Origin of the sequence: Mycobacterium intermedium, from assembly GCF_002086275.1 — a bacterium.
Classification (GTDB): Bacteria; Actinomycetota; Actinomycetes; order Mycobacteriales; family Mycobacteriaceae; genus Mycobacterium; species Mycobacterium intermedium.
Map to the genome: position 1 here is coordinate 56,829 of NZ_MVHT01000012.1, position 18,075 is coordinate 74,903.

Here is an 18,075-nt window from a genome sequence, read left to right on the forward strand (position 1 = left end):
CCGCTGGCAGAGTCGTTTTGCGATGATGTGCACATGACACTCGCGTTGGAATCCGCATCCGCCGTCGAACCTGATTCCGTGGTGGGCTCGGTAGCCACTGTTGAGAGCGTCGCGGTGGCGGGCTCGGCCGCGACGGCCGGCAGCGTCGCCGTGGCGGGTTCGGCCGCGACGGCCGGCAGCGTCGCCGTGGCGGGCTCGGCCGCGACGGCCGGCAGCGTCGCCGTCGCCGGTTCGGTCGCGACCGCGGGTAGCGTTGGCGTGATCACCAGCCTGCTCACCGTTCTGTGCGCTGCCGTCGTGGAATGCGTGGCGTGCCTGGCGTGTATCGGCTGCTCGCGATGTGTGGCCTGCATCGGCTGCGTGAATTGCACCGATTGCGTCGGGTGTGTCGGCTGCGTGAACTGTTCTGGGTTACGGAACGTCAAGGGCGCGAGGAACGTTCGGGCCGAGTGACGCCTGGTCCGACGGTGACTGACGTGCGGCGGCCAGCCGTGCGGTCGCCGTCGCGACGAGGAAGCAGCCCAACGCCGCAAAGCCGGCGAAACCGCTCAACCCGTTCTTGGCCAGCAGCACCAGTGCGACGCCGGCCACGCAGATCAGCGCACCCGCGAGCAGGGACCGGACACGACCCGCCCCGCTGACCGAAACCGACCCGTCCCACCAGGGCAGGCTGCGGTGTTCAAGCGGTGTGAGGAGTCGAAACGCGACGGCCATGACGACCGCGAACACGACGGCGCGCAGCGCCAGCAGGCTCCAGAAGCCGGGCGCATGGACGTTGTAAGCATCAAATCCCAACGCGTGCAAGCCAAATGCCGCAATCGCGATCGCCGGGATGTGCCAGAGGTAGAGCGTCATCGCTCCCCCGTTGCCCATCGCGACGATGCCCCAGACTCTCGGCCTGGCCGCCCATCGCCGGACCGCCCCCGCCGCGGCGACGAATACACACGACATCCACGTGCAGTGCAACGCCAACAACAGGGTGGGAGGCGACACGTTGGACACCCGCTCGGCGCCGGTCACAACCAGGGAGACGTCATACGGCCCGTGCCCGGCCAGCAGTACCTGCCCAGTGAACGCCGCTACGGCCGCGGCCAATGCCGCACGCATCCCGATCAGCCGGCGTGCATACGCCACGCCGAACGCCACCGGAATCAGCCAAACGATCAAGAAGTTGACGACCCCCGATTCCGCTGTGCCGACTGCGAGCCGGATGCCGTCGACCACCGCCGCACACGCGAGAAGCGACACGACCACCGCCGCGACACCACGCCCGGTCCGCAACCGCGTCAGCGTCGGTACGGACGCCAGCACCACCAGGTAGACACCGAGAAACCACAGCAGCGCGACACACTCGCGCCCGAGCGCAGCCGCGGACTCCGGACCCAGCGTCATGCCGGCCACGGCGAGCGCGGCGACCCACACCGCGAGGTACCAGAACGCGGGTCGACACAACCGCTGCGCTCGGGTGAACAGCCAGATCCCCCAGGGAGTCCCGACGCGCCAGCCGTATGCGCCGGCCGCACCGCCGGCGAAAAAGAACAGGGGCATGACCTGGACCAGCCAGGTGACCGGCTGCAGGGCCGGCAGCTCCCCGAGCAGATTGCCGATGCGGACGCCGCTCGAGTCAATGGTGGCGAGCAGCAAGGCGCAGTGTCCGAACATGACAACGACCAGGGCAGCCAGTCGTGCGACGTCGACAGCGCGGTCGCGGTCGGCTCGAGTGGCGTTGACGAGTTCGCGCGAAGCAAGACCGAAAGGCTTGGTGACAGGCATGGTGAAAGGCATTGGCCCAGCATGCTGGGCGGCGCGCCGCTGCGGATGAGTAGGACTACGCGCTCTTGGTCAGCCGGTGATCTTGGTGAGCCAGCTCGCGTCCTGAGTGTTGATGGCGATCGTGCCGTCCCACACGGCCGGGGTGGCGCCGCCGTTCAACTTGCTCAACTCCTCGTATGCCATTGCGGCCTTCTGCTTCGCGGTGGCGGTTTGAGCGCCCGATTTGATGCAGCCGACGGCGGTTTCGTTAGCGCCTACGGTTTGAGCCAGATGCGCGAGTTCCGCATCCGTCCGGTCAGACGCGGCATTCTCCTGTGGTTGAAAGTCGCTGGCGAACAGCGCCGAGTAGAAGTTCGCGTAAACCTTGGGCTCGTTTTGCTCTGCGACACAGTACGAGGCCGCCAGCGCGCGCGTCGAGTAGTTCCCGCTTCGCGACAATTCGTCGAGGAAGTTGAGCAAGTGATAACGGACCGACAGCTTCTTGTTGTTCACCGCGGCTTCGATGTCGGGCGCATACGACCTGATGAAGGCCCCACAAGGCGGGCAGAGCGGCTCGTTGTAGATGTCGATGGTGGCCCTTGCCGCCGGACTCCCCACGAACACGCCGTCTTCCAGGATCTTCAGCTGAACCGCATCTGGGGGCAGGGCCGCCGACGTCGGCGGCCCTGAAGTGCGCGGGCCCGACGACTTCGGCTTGGCGACAACGAAAGCCACGGCGCCCACCGCGATCACCACGACGGCAGCCGCGAGGGCAACCAGAACCCATGGCTTACGGGATCTCGGCGGGGTGGGTTGCACCCACGGCGGCGCCCCCGGGGTAGGCGCGTGACCCGTGCTCCAGCCGGTGGCCCCGGCCCAGGGCGACGGTTGCGGGATGGGCCCCGACGGGTAGGGCACCCCGGTGGGCGAGGGTGCCGGCCAACCGGTACCCGCAGGTCCGCCGTGCGTCTGCGGTGCTCCGTGCGTCTGCGGAGTTCCGTACGTTTGTGGCGCCCCATGCGGCGACGGCGCTCCGTGGGCGGGTGTAAAGCCACTGGCGCTAGGAGCGGTAAACCCGGGCGGCGGCAGCTCCCCCACCTGGCTGCGCTCCAAAATGTCGGCGGCCCGGTCCTGGTCTGGCGTGGCCAGCGCCGCGTAAGCCGCCGCCGAGAGGTCACCGCAGGTGGCATAGCGGTCGGCGGGGTTCTTCGCCATGCCCCGGGCGATCACCTCGTCGAATGCGGCGGGGATCCCAGGCCGCTCTTCGCTGGGTCGCGGGACGGGTTGATTGAGGTGTGCGGCCATCACGACGAGTTGGTCGCCCCGGTACGGCGGTTGTCCGGTCAAGCACTCGTACAACACACAGGCCAGCGCGTAGATGTCGGCTCGGTACGTCACCTCCTCTTCGGCGAACCGTTCCGGCGCCATGTAGTACAAGGTGCCGATCGTGCTGCCGAGTTGGGTGAGCTTTTCGTCGGCGGTAGCGCTGGCAATCCCGAAGTCGACGAGGTAGGCGAAGTCGTCCGCGGTCACCAAGATGTTCTCCGGCTTCACGTCGCGGTGGGTCACCCCAGCGGCATGCGCGGCATCGAGGGCAGAGCCGATCTGGCGAATGACGGCTACTGCTCGCGCCGGGGGCAGTGGACCGTAACGCTTCAGCATGCCGGCCAGATCCTTGCCGTCGATCAGGCGCATGTCGACATAGAGCTGCCCATCGATTTCGCCGTAATCGTGGATGGGCACGACGTGCGGTTCCTGCAGGCGGCCGGCCGTGCGGGCTTCGCGCTGCATGCGGGCACGGAAGACCGGATCGGCAGACAACGTGTGCGACATGAGCTTGAGCGCCACGACGCGTTCCTTGACGGTGTCCTCGGCCTCATAGACGTCGCCCATGGCGCCGCTACCGACCAACCGGCGCAACCGGTATGGCCCGAACTGCGTACCCTCCCGCGATTCCGCGGTCGCGTCACCCATCGCCGACTCCTAATCCCTCCAACCGCGCGCAGCAACCGACCAGAGACGCTTTGCCCCGCGGCCACGGTCCTGCGCCGGTCACAAGTACGCGGTGGCGTGCAGGACATAAGGCTAATGGCTCGGGCGCGATTGGGTGGCAATGACTTGCACGTCGGCGTCGCGTCGGGCGGCTGCACGCCCCGCAAAGGGCCCGCAAAGACCGGGTCATCAGCCGCAACGGGCAGGTTACGCCCGCAAGTTGCCTAGAGCTCGAATTCCAGGTGATGGCGGATTTCCTCGGCCGCGGCTTCAAGGTTGCGGACGACCAGGCCGCGTCCGATCAGCTCACTGATCCGGGCGATACCCAACCCGGAGGCGGAAAAGTTCAGGGTCATCGTAAGGCGACTGCCCTCATCGTCGGGTTCGACGCGGGCCTCGAAAGAGTGCCGGGTTCCTCGCACCGAGCGCCATTGGAGGCGGTTATCGCGGGGCGGGGCGATGAGGACCCGTCCACCGAGGTAGATGGTGCCGCTGTGCAGAAAGACTTCCCACAGTTCTCCGCTGCGACGCGACTCGATCGGCCGGCATCGACTGAATGTGGACACTTTGGGGAACAGCTCGTGCGGATCAGTGACGAAGGCACCCGCCGTATCCACCGGGCATCGGACGTGACGCGAAACCCTAACCGTTTGAGCCATTTTCACCTGACCATCGGGACGACGGTCTTGCTCGCCAGCTTGGACAGCCCGACTTGCATCACGCTGGTGACGTAGTCGTATGCGCGATCCCAATCCGGCTTGGCACCAAAACGTGCGCGCACATCGATCGGCTCGAGCACTTGCATGCGGATTTTGGCCGGAAGTGGAAATTGCGGCAGGGGCAGGGGCGACAGACCCCACGGCACGCTCAGCGTGATCGGCAGGCTCTTCACCCGGGCAAGTTTGTCCAAGCGCAAGAGCTTGGCGGTACGGCGGCCGTCGTTGAGCACCATCAAGGTGTCATGTCCGCCGGTCGCGACCACTGGCACGATCTTGACGTCGCACCGGTGCGCTAGGCGCAAGAAGCCCTTGCGGCCGGAGAAGATGATCTTGTTGCGGTCTCGCCAGGGTCGCAGCGCTTCGATGTCGCCGCCCGGGTAGACGAGCGTTGAACCGCCGCTGGCGAAGACGCGTTCGGAGAAGGAGTTGGCGGCGGGCACGACGCCGAGCTTGCGAGTCAGTTTGCCCACCCCCGGTGCGGCGGTGACGGTGTCGTGGGCCAGCGCGTACAGCGGCCGACCTTCCACCGTGAAGAAGGTGTTGTAGGCAAGAAGAAAAACGAACGTGTCGGGGGTCGCGCCACCGCCGCTGTGGTTGCCGACGAAAAGGACCGGTTCGTCCGGAACGTGTTCAAATCCGTGAACTTCGGCTCGAAACCACACCGTCGTCGCCAGCCATAGCGGAGGTAGGACGGCGCGAATGAACTCTGGGTCGCGTTCGCGGAGTTCCACGGGCAGTTGTTCGGTCATCCCGATGAGATTAACCGCGGCGACCGAAATCGAACCGTAGGCACGGTCTTTGCCGTGCGGGCGGTGTGGCGAGCGGCTAAGGCAGACCGTCGATTCCCTTCTTGCCCAAGAGAATTCCGCCGACACCGCCGATGCCGCCCTGGAACAGCGGCGTGCCGCTGTTGCCGCCGTTGCCGCCGTTGCCGATCAGTACGGCGTTGCCGCCGTTGCCGCTGAGGACGGTGTTGCCGCCTCCACCGCCGACCGCGGGGCTTTGACCGCCGGCGCCGCCCGCGCCGCCATCGCCGAACAGCCCGCCGGCGCCGCCGATCCCGCCTTTGCCGCCGGAGATACCTACCGCGGAATTCCCGCCGGCGCCGCCGACCCCGCCGGTGCCGAACAACCCGGCGGTGCCGCCCGCGCCCCCGGCGCCACCCGTGCCGAGGTTCGAGTTTCCGCCGACGCCGCCCGCGCCGCCGACACCGAACAGCAGGCCGCCCGCCCCGCCGGCCCCACCGGCCCCGGCGTTGCCGTTGGCCAGGTCGCCGCCGGCGCCGCCGTTACCGAACAGTCCGGCGGCTCCGCCGTTGCCGCCCGGCAGACCGGGCCCGCCCGATCCGCCGGCGCCCCCGTTGCCGAACAAGATCCCACCGGCACCCCCATTGGCCCCGCTGCCCGGAGCGGCGTTGGCGCCGTCGCCGATCAATGGCCTGCCCAGCAGCGTCCGGAAGGGCGCATTCACCGCGTTGAGCGCCTCCTCGAGGGGCGTAGCTGCGGCCGCATCGGCGGCGCCATACGCGCCCGCGCTCGTCGTCAGGGTCCGGACAAACTGCTCGTGAAATGCCGCGGCCCGCGCGCTGAGCGCCTGTTACTCCTGGGCGTGTGCAGAGAACAGCGCTGCGGTTGCCGTCGAGACTTCATCGGCGCCTGCGGCCAGTAGTGCCGTCGTCTGGGCCGACGCGGCGGCGTTGGCCGCACTGAGCATCGACCCGACACCGTTCAAATCTGCGGCCGCCGCCGAGAGCAGCTCCGGCGCCGTGATGACAAACGACATGTGACAACTCCAATCGGTTAAGCGTGCGGAAATAGTCGCCGCTAAACCGATTGGGGTGCATGGGGCATTCGCCTCAAATCAGTTAAGGCGCAGAAGTGGCCGCAGCAGTGGCGGCAGAAGGGGCGGCAGAAGGGGCTATGTGCCCGCTACGGCAGACCCTTCAAGCCGTCCTGGCCGAGCAGCGAGCCACCAAGGCCTCCCGCGCCCCCGGCACCGGTGGCTGGCCCGCTACCGCCGTTGCCGCCGTTACCGATCAGCACGGCATTCCCGCCTTTGCCGCCCTTGCCGCCAGCCGTTCCTGTTGTTGTGCTGCCGCCGGCGCCGCCGTCGCCACCATCGCCCAGGTTGCCGGACTTCCCACCTGCGCCGCCGTCGCCGCCGAATGTGGTGCCAAACCCGCCGACGCCGCCCGCGCCGCCGTTCCCCCACACGGTCCCGGCGGCGCCGCCCACCCCGCCAGTACCGCCGAAGGAGCCACCCTCTCCGCCGGCGCCGCCACTGCCACCGGAGCCGAAGAGAGCGCCTGCGCTGCCGCCCTTGCCGCCGAGCCCGCCGCTGGTTGCGCCCATGCCGCCGGTTCCGCCGACGCCGCCATCGCCCCACAGTCCGCCGGCGTTGCCGCCAGTACCGCCTGGCCCGCCGCTGGTGTTACCAATGCCACCGGCGCCACCGCTGCCGGCGGCACCGGAGAAGATGCCCGAGTTGCCACCGGCCCCACCGAAACCACCGGCGGTAATGCCCTGCCCGCCAGTACCGCCGGCACCACCGGAACCGGCAAGCGTGCCGCCGGCCCCTCCGGCGCCGCCGTCCCCGCCGCTGGTGCCGCCCCTGCCGCCCAATCCGCCCAGGCCCCCGTTGCCAAACAGCCCGCCTGCGCCGCCGGCGCCGCCGTTACCGCTGCTGGAACCACTCAGCGTATTCCCGCCCGTGCCTCCGACGCCGCCGGTACCGAACAGCCCGGCGGCGCCGCCCGCGCCGCCCGCGCCGCCGTTCCCCAAGTTTGTGCTGCCGCCCGTGCCGCCGGCACCGCCGGTGCCGAACAGCAGGCCTCCCGCCCCACCGGCGCCGCCGACTCCGCCGGTGCCGGCCGCGATGTTCCCCCCGGCGCCGCCGGCGCCTCCGCTGCCGAACAGGCCCGCATCGCCACCCCGACCGCCCGGCAGGCCAGGTCCACCCGACCCGCCGGCGCCGCCGTTCCCCCACAAGAGTCCGCCCGCCCCGCCGGGCGCGCCGGATCCCGGTGCCGCGTTGGCGCCGTTGCCGATCAGCGGCCGACCAAGGAGCGTCTGGGTGGGGGCATTGAGCGCGTCGAGGGCATTCTGCAGAGCTGAGGCCGCGGTGGCTTCAGCGCTGGCGTACGAACCCGCACTGCCGGTCAGCGCCTGAACAAACTGGGTGTGGAATGCCGCCGCCTGAGCGCTGAGCGCCTGGTAGCTCTGGGCGTGCCCGGAAAAGACCGCCGCAACCGCAGCGGATATCTCGTCGGCGCCCGCCGCCAGCACCCCTATGGTCGATGCTCTTGCCGAGGCGTTGGCCGCGCTGATTGCCGACTCGAGACTGGCCAGATCTGACGCTGCCGCCGATAGAAATTCTGGAGTTGCGAACACGAACGACATGAGGCCTCCCAATCGGCGCCCGAATCCGGGGGAGTGCACGTCCCTCGTTGGGGACAGATTAGAAGATCGATGTGCGATGTTCAGGCGTTTTGCCGGATTGCTTCAAGCGCTAGCTCGACCCAGGCGATCCCTGTAAGCCGAGCGGCAGGCCGCTGGGCCCACCCGCCCCGCCAGTTCCACCGGCGAGGAGGCGATTCGCTACTGCCGGTAGCTGACCAGGAAGTTGCCCAGCCGCTCGATCGCCCGCGACAGGTCGCGGGCCCACGGCAAGGTCACGAGCCGCAGGTGATCCGGCGCCGGCCAATTGAACCCGGTGCCCTGGGCCACCAGAATCTTCTCCGACAACAGCAGGTCGAGGACGAGTTGCTCGTCGTCCTGGATGTCGTAGACCTCGGGGTCCAGCCGGGGAAACGCATACAGCGCACCTTGGGGTTTGGTGCATGACACGCCTGGGATCTCGTTGAGCTTGGTCCAGGCGACATCACGCTGCTCGAGCAGTCGGCCGCCGGGCAGTACCAGGTCTTCAATGCTCTGATGGCCACCCAGTGCAACCTGAATCGCATGCTGCGCAGGAACATTCGGGCACAGCCGCATGTTGGCCAGCAGACTGATCCCCTCGATGAAGCTGCTGGCATGGTCCTTGGGGCCGGTAATGGCCAGCCAGCCGGCCCGATATCCTGCGACGCGGTAGGCCTTCGACAGCCCATTGAAGGTGAGACACAACATATCCGGCGCCAGGGTGGCCAGGCTGATGTGCTTCGCGTCGTCGTACAGAATCTTGTCGTAGATCTCGTCGGCGAGCAGCAGCAGCTGGTGCTTACGCGCCAAATCGACTATCTGCGTGAGGATTTCGGTGCTGTACACCGCGCCGGTCGGGTTGTTCGGGTTGATCACCACCAGGGCCTTGGTGCGCTCGGTGATCTTGGATTCCAAGTCGGCGATGTCGGGCTGCCAGCCTTGGGTTTCGTCGCACAGGTAATGCACGGGGGTGCCACCGGCCAGCGACGTCGACGCCGTCCACAGCGGGTAGTCCGGGGCCGGGATCAGCACCTGGTCGCCGTTGTCCAGCAACGCTTGCAGCGTCATCGTGATCAGTTCGGAGACACCGTTGCCGAGGTACACGTCGTCGACGTCGAACTTCGGAAAGCCGGGCACGAGTTCGTAGCGGGTGACCACCGCTCGCCGGGCCGGCAGGATGCCCTTGGAATCGGAGTACCCCTGGGCGTACGGCAACGCCTGGATCATGTCGCGCATGATCACGTCCGGGGCCTCGAAGCCGAACGGCGCGGGGTTGCCGATGTTCAGCTTCAGGATCCGATGCCCTTCGGCTTCCAACCGCGCGGCGTGCTGGTGCACCGGACCGCGGATTTCGTACAGGACGTCCTGCAGCTTGGACGACTGCGCGAAGGTGCGCTGCTGGCGATGATGTCCGGGGGTGTGCCAGGGCGCCTGATGAAGAGTCACGTCACCTATCGTGCCACTGCTGTCCACTGATATTTGCTGCTTGCCGTCAAACCGTGATCAGCGCTTGCCTGGCGGGCGGGCACCGGGCTTGATACCCAGGCCTTTCACCGGCGCGGCCGGCGGCGGGGTCGGCTCACCGTCGGATTGCTCGGCAGCTGCGGGTTCGGCCTTGGCTTCGGCTGCTGCCGCGGGCTCAGCCTTGGTTTCGGGCTCCGGCTGGGCCGACGGCTCGGCGGCCGCGGGAGTTTCGGTCTTGGCGGCCGGCTTCTTCGCGCCCGGCCTCCTGGCACCGGCGGCGATCGCCAGCCCCTTGACCGGGGCTGCGGGCGTGGCCGGCTCTTCGGGTTCAGCAGGCTCAGCGGGCGCCGTCTTTTCGGGAGCCGGCGCCGCAGCTGCCGGCGCCGACTCGGCCGCCTTGGGTGCCGCTGCCTTCTTGGCGCCGGGCCGCTTGGCGCCCGCCGCTAGACCCAGGCCCTTGACGGGCGCGGTGGGCGCAGCGGACTTGGTTTCCGCGGCGGGGGCGGCGTCGGCCGTCTCAGCCTTGGCCTCCGTCGTCGGCGCAGCCTTCTTGGCGCCAGGACGTTTGGCGCCGGCGGCCAGGCCCAGCCCCTTCGCCGGCGCGGGTGCGGCCGGTGCTTCCGCCGTCTTGGCCTCAGCCGCTGGTGCGGCCTTTTTCGCCCCAGGACGCTTGGCGCCACCGGCGATACCGAGACCGGTAACGGCCTTGGTCTCTTTCTTGGGTTCGGCCGCGGCCGGCTTCTCGGCCTCCTTCTCGGCCTCTTTTTCGACCTCAGCCTCGGCGGGCGCGCTCGGCGCCGCGGCCTTGGGCTTGGTCTTCTCCGCCTCGGCCGCCCTCTTTTCGGCTTCCTTGGCGGCGGTGCCCTTCTCCGGCAGCGTCACCGAATCGCGGTCGAGCGAGGCCAGCAGCACCTGGGCGACGTCGAGCACCTCGACGCCGCTGCGGCCGGCCTCCTCCTGCCGGTCGTTGACACCGTCGGTGACCATCACCCGGCAGAACGGGCACGCGACGGCCACGGTGGTGGCGTCGGTGGCCAGCGCCTCGTCGACTCGCTCGTGGTTGATGCGCTTGCCGATGTGCTCTTCCATCCACATCCGGGCGCCGCCCGCCCCGCAGCAGAAGCTGCGCTCGGCGTGCCGCGGCATCTCGGTGAGGTTGGCTCCCGCGGCGCCGATCAGCTCACGCGGCGCCTCGTAGACCTTGTTGTGCCGCCCCAGGTAGCACGGGTCGTGGTAGGTGATGTTTTGCGAAACGGGGGTGACGGGGATCAACTTCTGATCCCGTACCAGCCGGTTCAGCAGCTGGGTGTGGTGCAGCACGGTGTAGTTGGCACCCAGTTGGCGATATTCCTTGCCGAGGGTGTTGAAGCAGTGCGGGCAGGTGACGACGATCTTGCGGTCGACGCTCTCCACGCCCTCAAACACGCCGTCGAGGGTCTCCACCGCCTGCTGGGCCAGCTGCTGGAACAGGAACTCGTTGCCGGAGCGGCGCGCGGAGTCGCCGTTGCAGGTTTCGCCGGTGCCCAACACCAGGTACTTCACCCCGGCGATGGCGAGCAGCTCGGCGACGGCCTTGGTGGTCTTCTTCGCCTTGTCGTCGTAGGCGCCGGCGCAACCCACCCAGAACAGGTACTCGTAGCCGTCGAAGCTGTCGACGTCCTCGCCGTAGACCGGAACGTCGAAGTCGACTTCGGAGATCCAGTTGGTGCGGTCGGAAGCGTTCTGACCCCAGGGGTTGCCCTTGTTCTCCAGGTTCTTGAACAGGACGCCCAGCTCGGAGGGGAATTCCGACTCCATCATCACCTGGTAGCGGCGCATGTCCACGATGTGGTCGATGTGCTCGATGTCCACCGGGCATTGCTCCACGCAGGCACCGCAGGTCACGCAGGACCACAGCACGTCGGGGTCGATGACGCCGCCCTGTTCGGCGGTGCCGACCAGCGGACGGGTTGCCTGTTCCGGACCGGAGCCCGTGATGCGTCCGAAGCCCGACTCGGGAACGTGGTGTTCCTCGGCATGCTTTTCGCCGGTGAGGTTCTCGCTGACCCCGCCCTCCGGGGTGCTTTCCAAGGGACTCTCTTTTTCGCCCAGGATGTAGGGGGCCTTGGCCATCCAGTGGTCGCGCAGGTCCATGATGACGAGCTTGGGCGACAAGGGTTTTCCGGTGTTCCATGCCGGACATTGCGACTGACAGCGCCCGCACTCGGTACAGGTGGCGAAGTCGAGCATGGCCTTCCAGGAGAAGTCCTCGATCTTGCCGCGGCCGAATTCGGCGTCGTCCGGCGGGTTTTCGAAGTCGATCGGCTTGCCGTCGGCCTCAACCGGCAGCAGGGGGCCCAGGCCGTCGGGCAGCCGCTTGAACGTGACGTTGATAGGCGCCAAGAAGATGTGCAGGTGCTTGGAGTGCAGCACGATCAGCAGGAAGACCAGCGCCACGGCGATGTGGGCCAGGAGCGCGATCGTCTCGATCCATTCGTTGGCCGTTGTGCCCAGGGGCGCCATGAGCGTGCCCATGGCGTGGGAGAAGAAGGCGCCGCCGCCGTAGGGCAGGGCTCCGGTGTTCGCCGAGGCGCCACGGAAGATCGCGAAGCTGAAGATGACCAGGAAGATCATGAACAGGATCAGCCAGGCGCCGCCGGTGTGCGAACCGTAGAACCGTGACGAGCGGCCATATTCCTTCGGTTCGGAGCGCAACCGGATGATCGAGAACGTGATGATGCCGAAGAGGACGGCGAGGGCGATGAAGTCCTGCAGGAAGCCCAGCGCATTCCAACGGCCGACGATCGGGATGTGGAAGTGGTCGTCGAAAAGGGCGCCGTAGGCCTCGACGTAGACCGTGGCGAGGATGAAGAAGCCCCACATCGTGAAGAAGTGCGCCAGGCCGGGGATGGACCACTTCAGCAGCTTGCGCTGGCCGAACACCTCGGCGATTTGCGTCCAGATGCGAGTTCCGATGTTGTCGGTGCGCCCGCTGGCCGGCTGACCGGACGTCACCAGGCTGTACAGCCACCAGATGCGCCGCAGAGCCAGCAAGCCCACGATCGCGGTCATGCCCAGGCCTACAACGAGCCTGATGATGGTCTGCGTGGTCACCGAAGGTCACCCCAATTCGTCGGGCCTCGTTGGACGGTGGCTGCCTGATGCCAGGGCGTCTACGAGGGCTGAGTTACCTGTTTGACCTGCTCATAGTGTCATCTTTGCGGCTTTGGTCGCGAGAAAGGTTGCCCTAAGTTCTATTGCGGCGCTTGCTTGACACCGGTGCAACGGCGAAATGTGTGCGCAATTGTCCAGCGGAATTGCGTTCTCTGCAGCGCTCGTAGGGATTTCGATCACATCTGTGGTGGGTCAGCGACTGAACAACTCAACCAGCTGGACCTGCAGCTCGCCGACGACGCCGCCGAGAACCGCACCGACCGCGATCATCAACGGTTCGTCGTCCTTGAATATCGGCCGCAGAATCGATTCATATTCCTCGTTGGTGAGCTGGCTCATTTTCTCGACGATGGTCTGCTCCAAAGCAAGCGCATTCGAGGCATATTCCTTCGCTTCGAGCAACGTGGACGGGAGGCGCTCGAGGACCAGCTCGACAACCCCGTCCTTGATTTCGCGGTAGCGCTGCGTGCCGACGGCGAGCATCACGAGGTGGCGTGCGACACCGGTCTGCGCATCGATCGCCTCGTCGACCTCCTTGGCGACCAGCGCGAAAAGCTTGTCCGAGCCGGGACCCTTGAGGATTCCGTCGAGCAGGATGTCCGGCGCGAACAGGTCGTCGGCCAGGATCTTCGCGTAGTCGCGGGTGATCTTTTCGCGCTGGGCGTGCAACAAGCCCTGAAAATGAACCAGGCCGAAGACCTTCTTTTCATGTATCGGCCGGAACAGCATGTTGAGCGCGATGTAGTCGCTGATGAAGCCGACGGTGAAGCCGAAGGCCGGCATGATCCACGGATTCTTGAACAGTGCCCAGGCGACCATCTGGACCAGCCCGATACCCAGACCGAAGTAGATTCCGCTGCGCCGCACGAAAGTCATCGCGTCGGTGGTCACGCCGCGCATCAGTTTGATGAGCTTGTCTTTGTTTCGCACCAGCGTCGTGACCGCGAGAAACTGCAGGTCGATATACCGGCTCAGATCCGCCTTCATCTCCTTGAGCAGGTTTTCGGTGATCTTGGGGACCTGAGAGTGGATGCGGTCCTGGACCGTTTTGCGGGCGGCCACGGGTAGCGAATCCCAGAGTCCGGGCCGGATTTGCTCGGCGAGGTCGCGGGATATCTCGTCGACCGCCTGGGAAAGCGGTTCTCGAAGCGTGTCTACCGCTTCACCGGTGTCGATCCGGTCGAGTATCTCTTCGGGTTTGAGCAGGTTCGCGGTCACCAACTCGATGGTCTTGGAACCGACCTTGCCGGCTCGGCGCGGCACAATGCCCTGCCAGCCGATCGGTCCGATGCCCTTGAATTCCTGTGGCCGATAGATCATCTCCAGGGCGACGATCTTGGTGCTCCACCCGACGAAGGCCGCGATGAGCGGCATCGACAGGTAGATGTACCAGTTGATGGAGAAGTCGTGTCGGATCTCGGTCCACGACTGCAACGCGACCACGGTCGTGGTCATGGCCGCCCCTCTTGTGCGCTAGTGGCCTCCCACAGCGCGTGGCCCAAGGGCGACAGCCTGAGCGTCAGCTTTTCGACCTTTGCGGCCAGCGGCCCGTGGGAGGCGTCATTGATGGCACGCAGGACTTGCGACTCGGCAAGCAAGATCTCGTAGTCGTCCTTCAAGTCTGGGTCTTCGGGTCCGATCTCGACGAGTCCGAGTGAGAGCAGATGGCTGACGTACGTCGGGACCATCTGGGGCAGCGCGACGTTGGCGTTGCGGCCGACGAGTGCGGCGTTCTCGAGCACGGCCCGTCCGAGTGTTCGACGACGGGTCCAGTCGTAGACATTCACCGCCACCGAGGTCGAGCCATCAGACAAAGCGCTGATGATCCGAGCTTCGTCGGCGACCAGTTGATCGAGGATGTGGTGGTAGAGCTCCTCCCGGCTGCTGGTGGTGCTCTGATCCAGTGCCCGGTTCAGCAGCGCACGCATCTTGGCGTTGAGTGAATCCGGCGGATTGGTCTTACCGGGTGCGGGCGGCTGCGGCGGGGGGATAGAGCGGGACTCCTCGGTCTCGCCCTCCAACAACGTCAGCAACTGTTCCTGGGTGCGAATCGTGGTACGAATCCAAAACTGCGCCAGGCCCGAGGCGAGACCCAGCAACCCACGCGGACTCAGAAAGTTCTCCACGGATGCACCGTATCCGTTCGGGTGAGCGCCGTCACAGAGCGGCACGGGGAAAGTCGGAGCGGCCAGCTCCGAAAATGAAAGTCGGCTGCCGTGCGGAGGCCGAGCAGTCGGAGTTGGACGCCTTCACGTTTCCGGTCGGGCGAAGACCACAACACCGAGCAGGGCGCCGCGGCGGACGGGTCAGCGAGAAGGTTGACCCAACCAATCGTGCGCCGGCAGACGCCGACGCTCAGCGAAATCAGCGACGCGCTGCGACCCGCGACGGTGGGCGCTGGCGCACCGGCATCAGAATCAGTCTGGACGTTTGCTGACAGCCTCGGCGCGGGCGAAGTCGATCACGCATTTGAATTAGGGCGGGTTGCCCCCGACCCGCCCATCCGACTGACTCGCTGCAATCGTAATCGACTGCTGCGGAGGATCATACGGCGATGTAACGCAGCAAATCGGCAAAATCAAAAATGTTGCTCGACCGTCAATTCCAGTGCCACTCGCCATGCGACTGGATGCGGTCATGTCGGCGCATGCAAATCCACTGGTCCACAGCGAACTTCAGCAATGGACTCGCTAGCCCGCCACCTGCTCACCGCTCGTGCCGAGGGCGACAAGCCAGGACTTCGGCACTGGATCGACGCGGAGATGAAGCCTAGTCTTGCACGGGTACAGTCGATTTCGTGTAGGAAGCCGCTAGGGGTAGAAATGCCCACACGGTGGATCTCAAGCGCGGGCGGACTGCCGCCGGAACGGCTAATCCCTCTATTGATTGGGCATTTTGGCCTCTATCGCCTATGTCATGGGCGGCCAAGTATGACGTGGAACATCTGAATTAAGACTTCGGCAGGTCAGGGGGCCTTGCGGCAATTGTGCTTGTCGGAGGCTGCAGTGAGTTTGCTGGCCGATAAGGCATCGGGCGAGACAGAAGGATTGAAGCCATGAGTTTCTTGGTGTTGCCCCCAGAGATCAACTCGATCCGCATTTTCGCAGGCGCTGGGGTCGAGCCGATGCTGTCCGCAGCGGCTGCGTGGGACGGCCTGGCCGCTGAGTTGGGCTTGGCGGCAACGTCTTTCGACTCAGTGATATCAGGTCTGGTAGAGGCATCCTGGCAAGGGCCGGCGTCTCTTGCGATGACGGCCTCCGCCGCGCCTTACATAAGCTGGCTGAGTACCGTGACCGCGCAAGCCAATCAGACCGCGATTGCGGCCCGCGCGATGACGGCCGCGTTCGAAGCGGCGCAGGCGGCGACGATTCCTCCTGACCTCGTCGCGTTGAACCGTTCTCAGGTGGTATCGCTCATCCGGACGAATTTGTTCGGCTTCAACGCTCCGGCGATCGCGGCTGTCGAGGCGGTCTACGAGGAGATGTGGGCTCAAGATGTGACGGCGATGGTTGACTACTACGCCTGGGCATCGACCGTGGTTTCTTCACTGGCTCCGATTGCGCAGCCATTCCAGAGTCTGCCCGGCCTGGTGGGTCAGCTGATCGGTGCGCCGACGGTCGCACCCGCCGCCGGCGCTCCCGTCGCAGCCGCCGTCGTAAGGACTTACGAGTTTGCCACTGGCTTGGCCAACGTCGGCGCCAACAACCTAGGTATGGGAAACATCGGCTCTGGAAACGCCGGCAACGCGAACATCGGTAGCTCCAACTTTGGAAACTCCAACTTCGGCGACGGAAACTACGGCGCTTCAAACTTGGGCAGCTTCAACAAGGGTTTTGCGAATTTCGGAAACAACAATATTGGTTTCGCAAACACCGGTAACAACAACATCGGAATTGGCCTCACCGGCGACAATCAGGTCGGTATCCCCCTGAACTTCGGCACGAACATCGGCCTGTTCAATTCCGGCAACGGAAATATCGGATTCTTCAACTCGGGGAACGGCAACTTCGGCCTTTTCAACTCGGGCGACTTCAACACTGGAATCGGCAACTCGGGCACTACCAACAGTGGGTTCTTCAACACCAACTCCTTCAACACCGGCAGTTTCAATTCCGGTTTCGTCAATACTGGCGATTTCAATGCCGGGTCTTTCAACACTGGGTTCATTAACCCCGGCAACACAAATACAGGTAGTTTCAACACCGGCCACTTGAATACCGGTTTCTACAACCCGGGCAACCTCAACACCGGCAGTTTCAACTCCGGCAACATGAACAACGGCTTCTTCAACATGGGTGATTTGAACAACGGCGTCTTCATGACCGGCATCGGTTCGGGCGCCACGCACATCCGGGTGAGCATACCCGACCTCACCTTGCCTCCAATGCATATCCCATCCGTTCATATTCCCGGATTCTTTACGCCACAGATGGTCATACCGTCGATCATCAACAACTCGAGCTTCTCTTTGCCCTCCTTCCATATAGGTGGATTCGAGACGCCGATTATCCACGTTTCGACGATGAGTCTTCCGGCGATACATATTCCGCAGTTCCAGACACCGCCGGTGCAGGTCAACAGCTTCACGACACCCTCGGTGAGTGTCGGTACGTTCATCCTGCCGTTCATGCAATTGCCGTCGATGTATCTTCCGCTCGCAGCCAACTTCCAAGTTGGCGGCGTACCATTCCAGACATTTGGCAAACTGGACGGCCTCGGGACCTATATTAATCTTACGAACGTCTTTATCCCCTCGATCCTAATTGGCGACCCAGGCTTTGACATAGTTTATACATCAGCGAATGACAGTGGTAATCCGATAACCCAACACGGTTCTCAGGGATTCATTAATCCCTTCACACTGCCAACGCTCACCATTGGGAGCTTCGGCCTCCCGATCCTTACCATCGGAGCTCCCGGCGGCTACACTTTCCCGGCGATTCAAACGGGTAATTTCATCATCCCGCCCGCCGTCTTCGAAGGATTCGACACGCCGGCAATCACTATCCCCCCGGGCCCCTTGACGCCGATCGTGGTCATAAAGCCGATCAACGTCTTTCCCTTCGACACGCCCGCCATCGACATCCCGAGCATCACCACTACCGGTGTCACGATTGCCGAATTCCAGATTCCTCCCGCGCCGGGCTACTTCAACACGACCGGCACGCCTTCGTCGGGCTTCTTCAACTACGGCACCGGCACCAGCTCGGGCTTCTTCAACAATGGTTTCAATGTCTCGGGATACCAGAGCACGAATCCGGGCCTAATTTTCGGCACCTCCGGCTTCAACGTCTCGGGCATGTTCAGCTCGGGCATGTCGAACCTGGGCAGCGCCATTTCGGGCATGGGTAATATCGGCGACCAGGGGTTGAACTTCAACTTTGTGTCTGGCCTGCAGAACATCGGTCACCAACTCAGCGGCCTGATCCTCCAAGGTAGTGCCTTATAAGTTCAGTCGGCACGATGCCGTTCGGTTGAGAGCGGCGTGCCCGACTGCGGTGAATGTGATGACTCGGCCCGCGCGCCTTGGTCTGGAAGATCGTTGCGCCGTTCTGGGATCGCTGTCAGTACTCCGCATA

General features: G+C 65.2%; 11 protein-coding genes and 1 pseudogene. 2 read left to right on the forward strand and 10 right to left on the reverse strand.

What is annotated here, in order from left to right:
- Positions 1 to 33 precede the first annotated feature (33 nt).
- Complete coding sequence (locus BST27_RS06920) at positions 34 to 453, forward strand: hypothetical protein (protein WP_069418270.1); 420 nt, start codon at positions 34 to 36, stop codon at positions 451 to 453.
- Here BST27_RS06920 and BST27_RS06925 read toward each other — a convergent pair.
- The 10 genes and pseudogenes from BST27_RS06925 to BST27_RS06970 all read right to left on the reverse strand — a co-directional run bounded on the left by BST27_RS06925 (position 412) and on the right by BST27_RS06970 (position 14,622).
- Positions 412 to 1,773 (reverse strand): acyltransferase family protein, encoded by a 1,362-nt coding sequence (locus BST27_RS06925; RefSeq protein ID WP_069418319.1) that lies wholly within the window; start codon positions 1,771 to 1,773, stop codon positions 412 to 414. The genes BST27_RS06920 and BST27_RS06925 overlap by 42 nt on opposite strands.
- A 69-nt stretch (positions 1,774 to 1,842) precedes the next feature.
- Positions 1,843 to 3,726, reverse strand: coding sequence for a serine/threonine protein kinase PknE (locus BST27_RS06930; protein ID WP_069418269.1), 1,884 nt, complete (start codon positions 3,724 to 3,726; stop codon positions 1,843 to 1,845).
- Between the two features lie 242 nt (positions 3,727 to 3,968).
- Positions 3,969 to 4,403, reverse strand: coding sequence for an SRPBCC family protein (locus tag BST27_RS06935; protein WP_079219678.1), 435 nt, complete (start codon positions 4,401 to 4,403; stop codon positions 3,969 to 3,971).
- A 2-nt stretch (positions 4,404 to 4,405) separates the two neighbouring features.
- Positions 4,406 to 5,212, reverse strand: coding sequence for a lysophospholipid acyltransferase family protein (locus tag BST27_RS06940; RefSeq protein WP_069418267.1), 807 nt, complete (start codon positions 5,210 to 5,212; stop codon positions 4,406 to 4,408).
- A 115-nt stretch (positions 5,213 to 5,327) separates the two neighbouring features.
- Positions 5,328 to 6,245: pseudogene (locus BST27_RS06945) on the reverse strand (PE family protein); the annotation flags it as partial.
- A 146-nt stretch (positions 6,246 to 6,391) separates the two neighbouring features.
- A complete protein-coding gene (locus BST27_RS06950) occupies positions 6,392 to 7,861 on the reverse strand; it encodes a PE family protein (RefSeq protein ID WP_069419901.1) in 1,470 nt (489 codons plus the stop codon).
- 198 nt (positions 7,862 to 8,059) lie between these two features.
- Positions 8,060 to 9,352, reverse strand: a complete 1,293-nt coding sequence (locus BST27_RS06955) for a pyridoxal phosphate-dependent aminotransferase (protein WP_069419902.1) — start codon at positions 9,350 to 9,352, stop codon at positions 8,060 to 8,062.
- Positions 9,353 to 9,382: 30 nt separating this feature from the next.
- Entirely contained in the window at positions 9,383 to 12,436 is a 3,054-nt protein-coding gene (locus BST27_RS06960; protein WP_069419903.1) for a (Fe-S)-binding protein, read from the reverse strand.
- Positions 12,437 to 12,688: 252 nt separating this feature from the next.
- Positions 12,689 to 13,951 (reverse strand): DUF445 domain-containing protein, encoded by a 1,263-nt coding sequence (locus BST27_RS06965; RefSeq protein WP_069419904.1) that lies wholly within the window; start codon positions 13,949 to 13,951, stop codon positions 12,689 to 12,691.
- Complete coding sequence (locus BST27_RS06970; protein ID WP_232007308.1) at positions 13,948 to 14,622, reverse strand: Abi-alpha family protein; 675 nt, start codon at positions 14,620 to 14,622, stop codon at positions 13,948 to 13,950. Before BST27_RS06970 ends, BST27_RS06965 begins: the two co-directional genes overlap by 4 nt.
- A 929-nt stretch (positions 14,623 to 15,551) precedes the next feature.
- On the opposite strand from BST27_RS06970, the gene BST27_RS06975 reads away from it, so the two are divergent.
- Positions 15,552 to 17,945: a PPE family protein gene (locus tag BST27_RS06975; protein ID WP_069419905.1), complete on the forward strand. Its 2,394-nt coding sequence runs from the start codon at positions 15,552 to 15,554 to the stop codon at positions 17,943 to 17,945.
- The last annotated feature ends 130 nt before the right edge of the window (positions 17,946 to 18,075 follow it).

Excerpts from the sequence above, each read along its gene's own strand:
- BST27_RS06920 (WP_069418270.1), top strand. The coding sequence starts at position 34 with ATGACACTCGCGTTGGAATCCGCATCCGCCGTCGAACCTGATTCCGTG.
- BST27_RS06925 (WP_069418319.1), bottom strand. The coding sequence starts at position 1,773 with ATGCCTGTCACCAAGCCTTTCGGTCTTGCTTCGCGCGAACTCGTCAAC.
- BST27_RS06930 (WP_069418269.1), bottom strand. The coding sequence starts at position 3,726 with ATGGGTGACGCGACCGCGGAATCGCGGGAGGGTACGCAGTTCGGGCCA.
- BST27_RS06935 (WP_079219678.1), bottom strand. The coding sequence starts at position 4,403 with ATGGCTCAAACGGTTAGGGTTTCGCGTCACGTCCGATGCCCGGTGGAT.
- BST27_RS06940 (WP_069418267.1), bottom strand. The coding sequence starts at position 5,212 with ATGACCGAACAACTGCCCGTGGAACTCCGCGAACGCGACCCAGAGTTC.
- BST27_RS06950 (WP_069419901.1), bottom strand. The coding sequence starts at position 7,861 with ATGTCGTTCGTGTTCGCAACTCCAGAATTTCTATCGGCGGCAGCGTCA.
- BST27_RS06965 (WP_069419904.1), bottom strand. The coding sequence starts at position 13,951 with ATGACCACGACCGTGGTCGCGTTGCAGTCGTGGACCGAGATCCGACAC.
- BST27_RS06975 (WP_069419905.1), top strand. The coding sequence starts at position 15,552 with ATGAGTTTCTTGGTGTTGCCCCCAGAGATCAACTCGATCCGCATTTTC.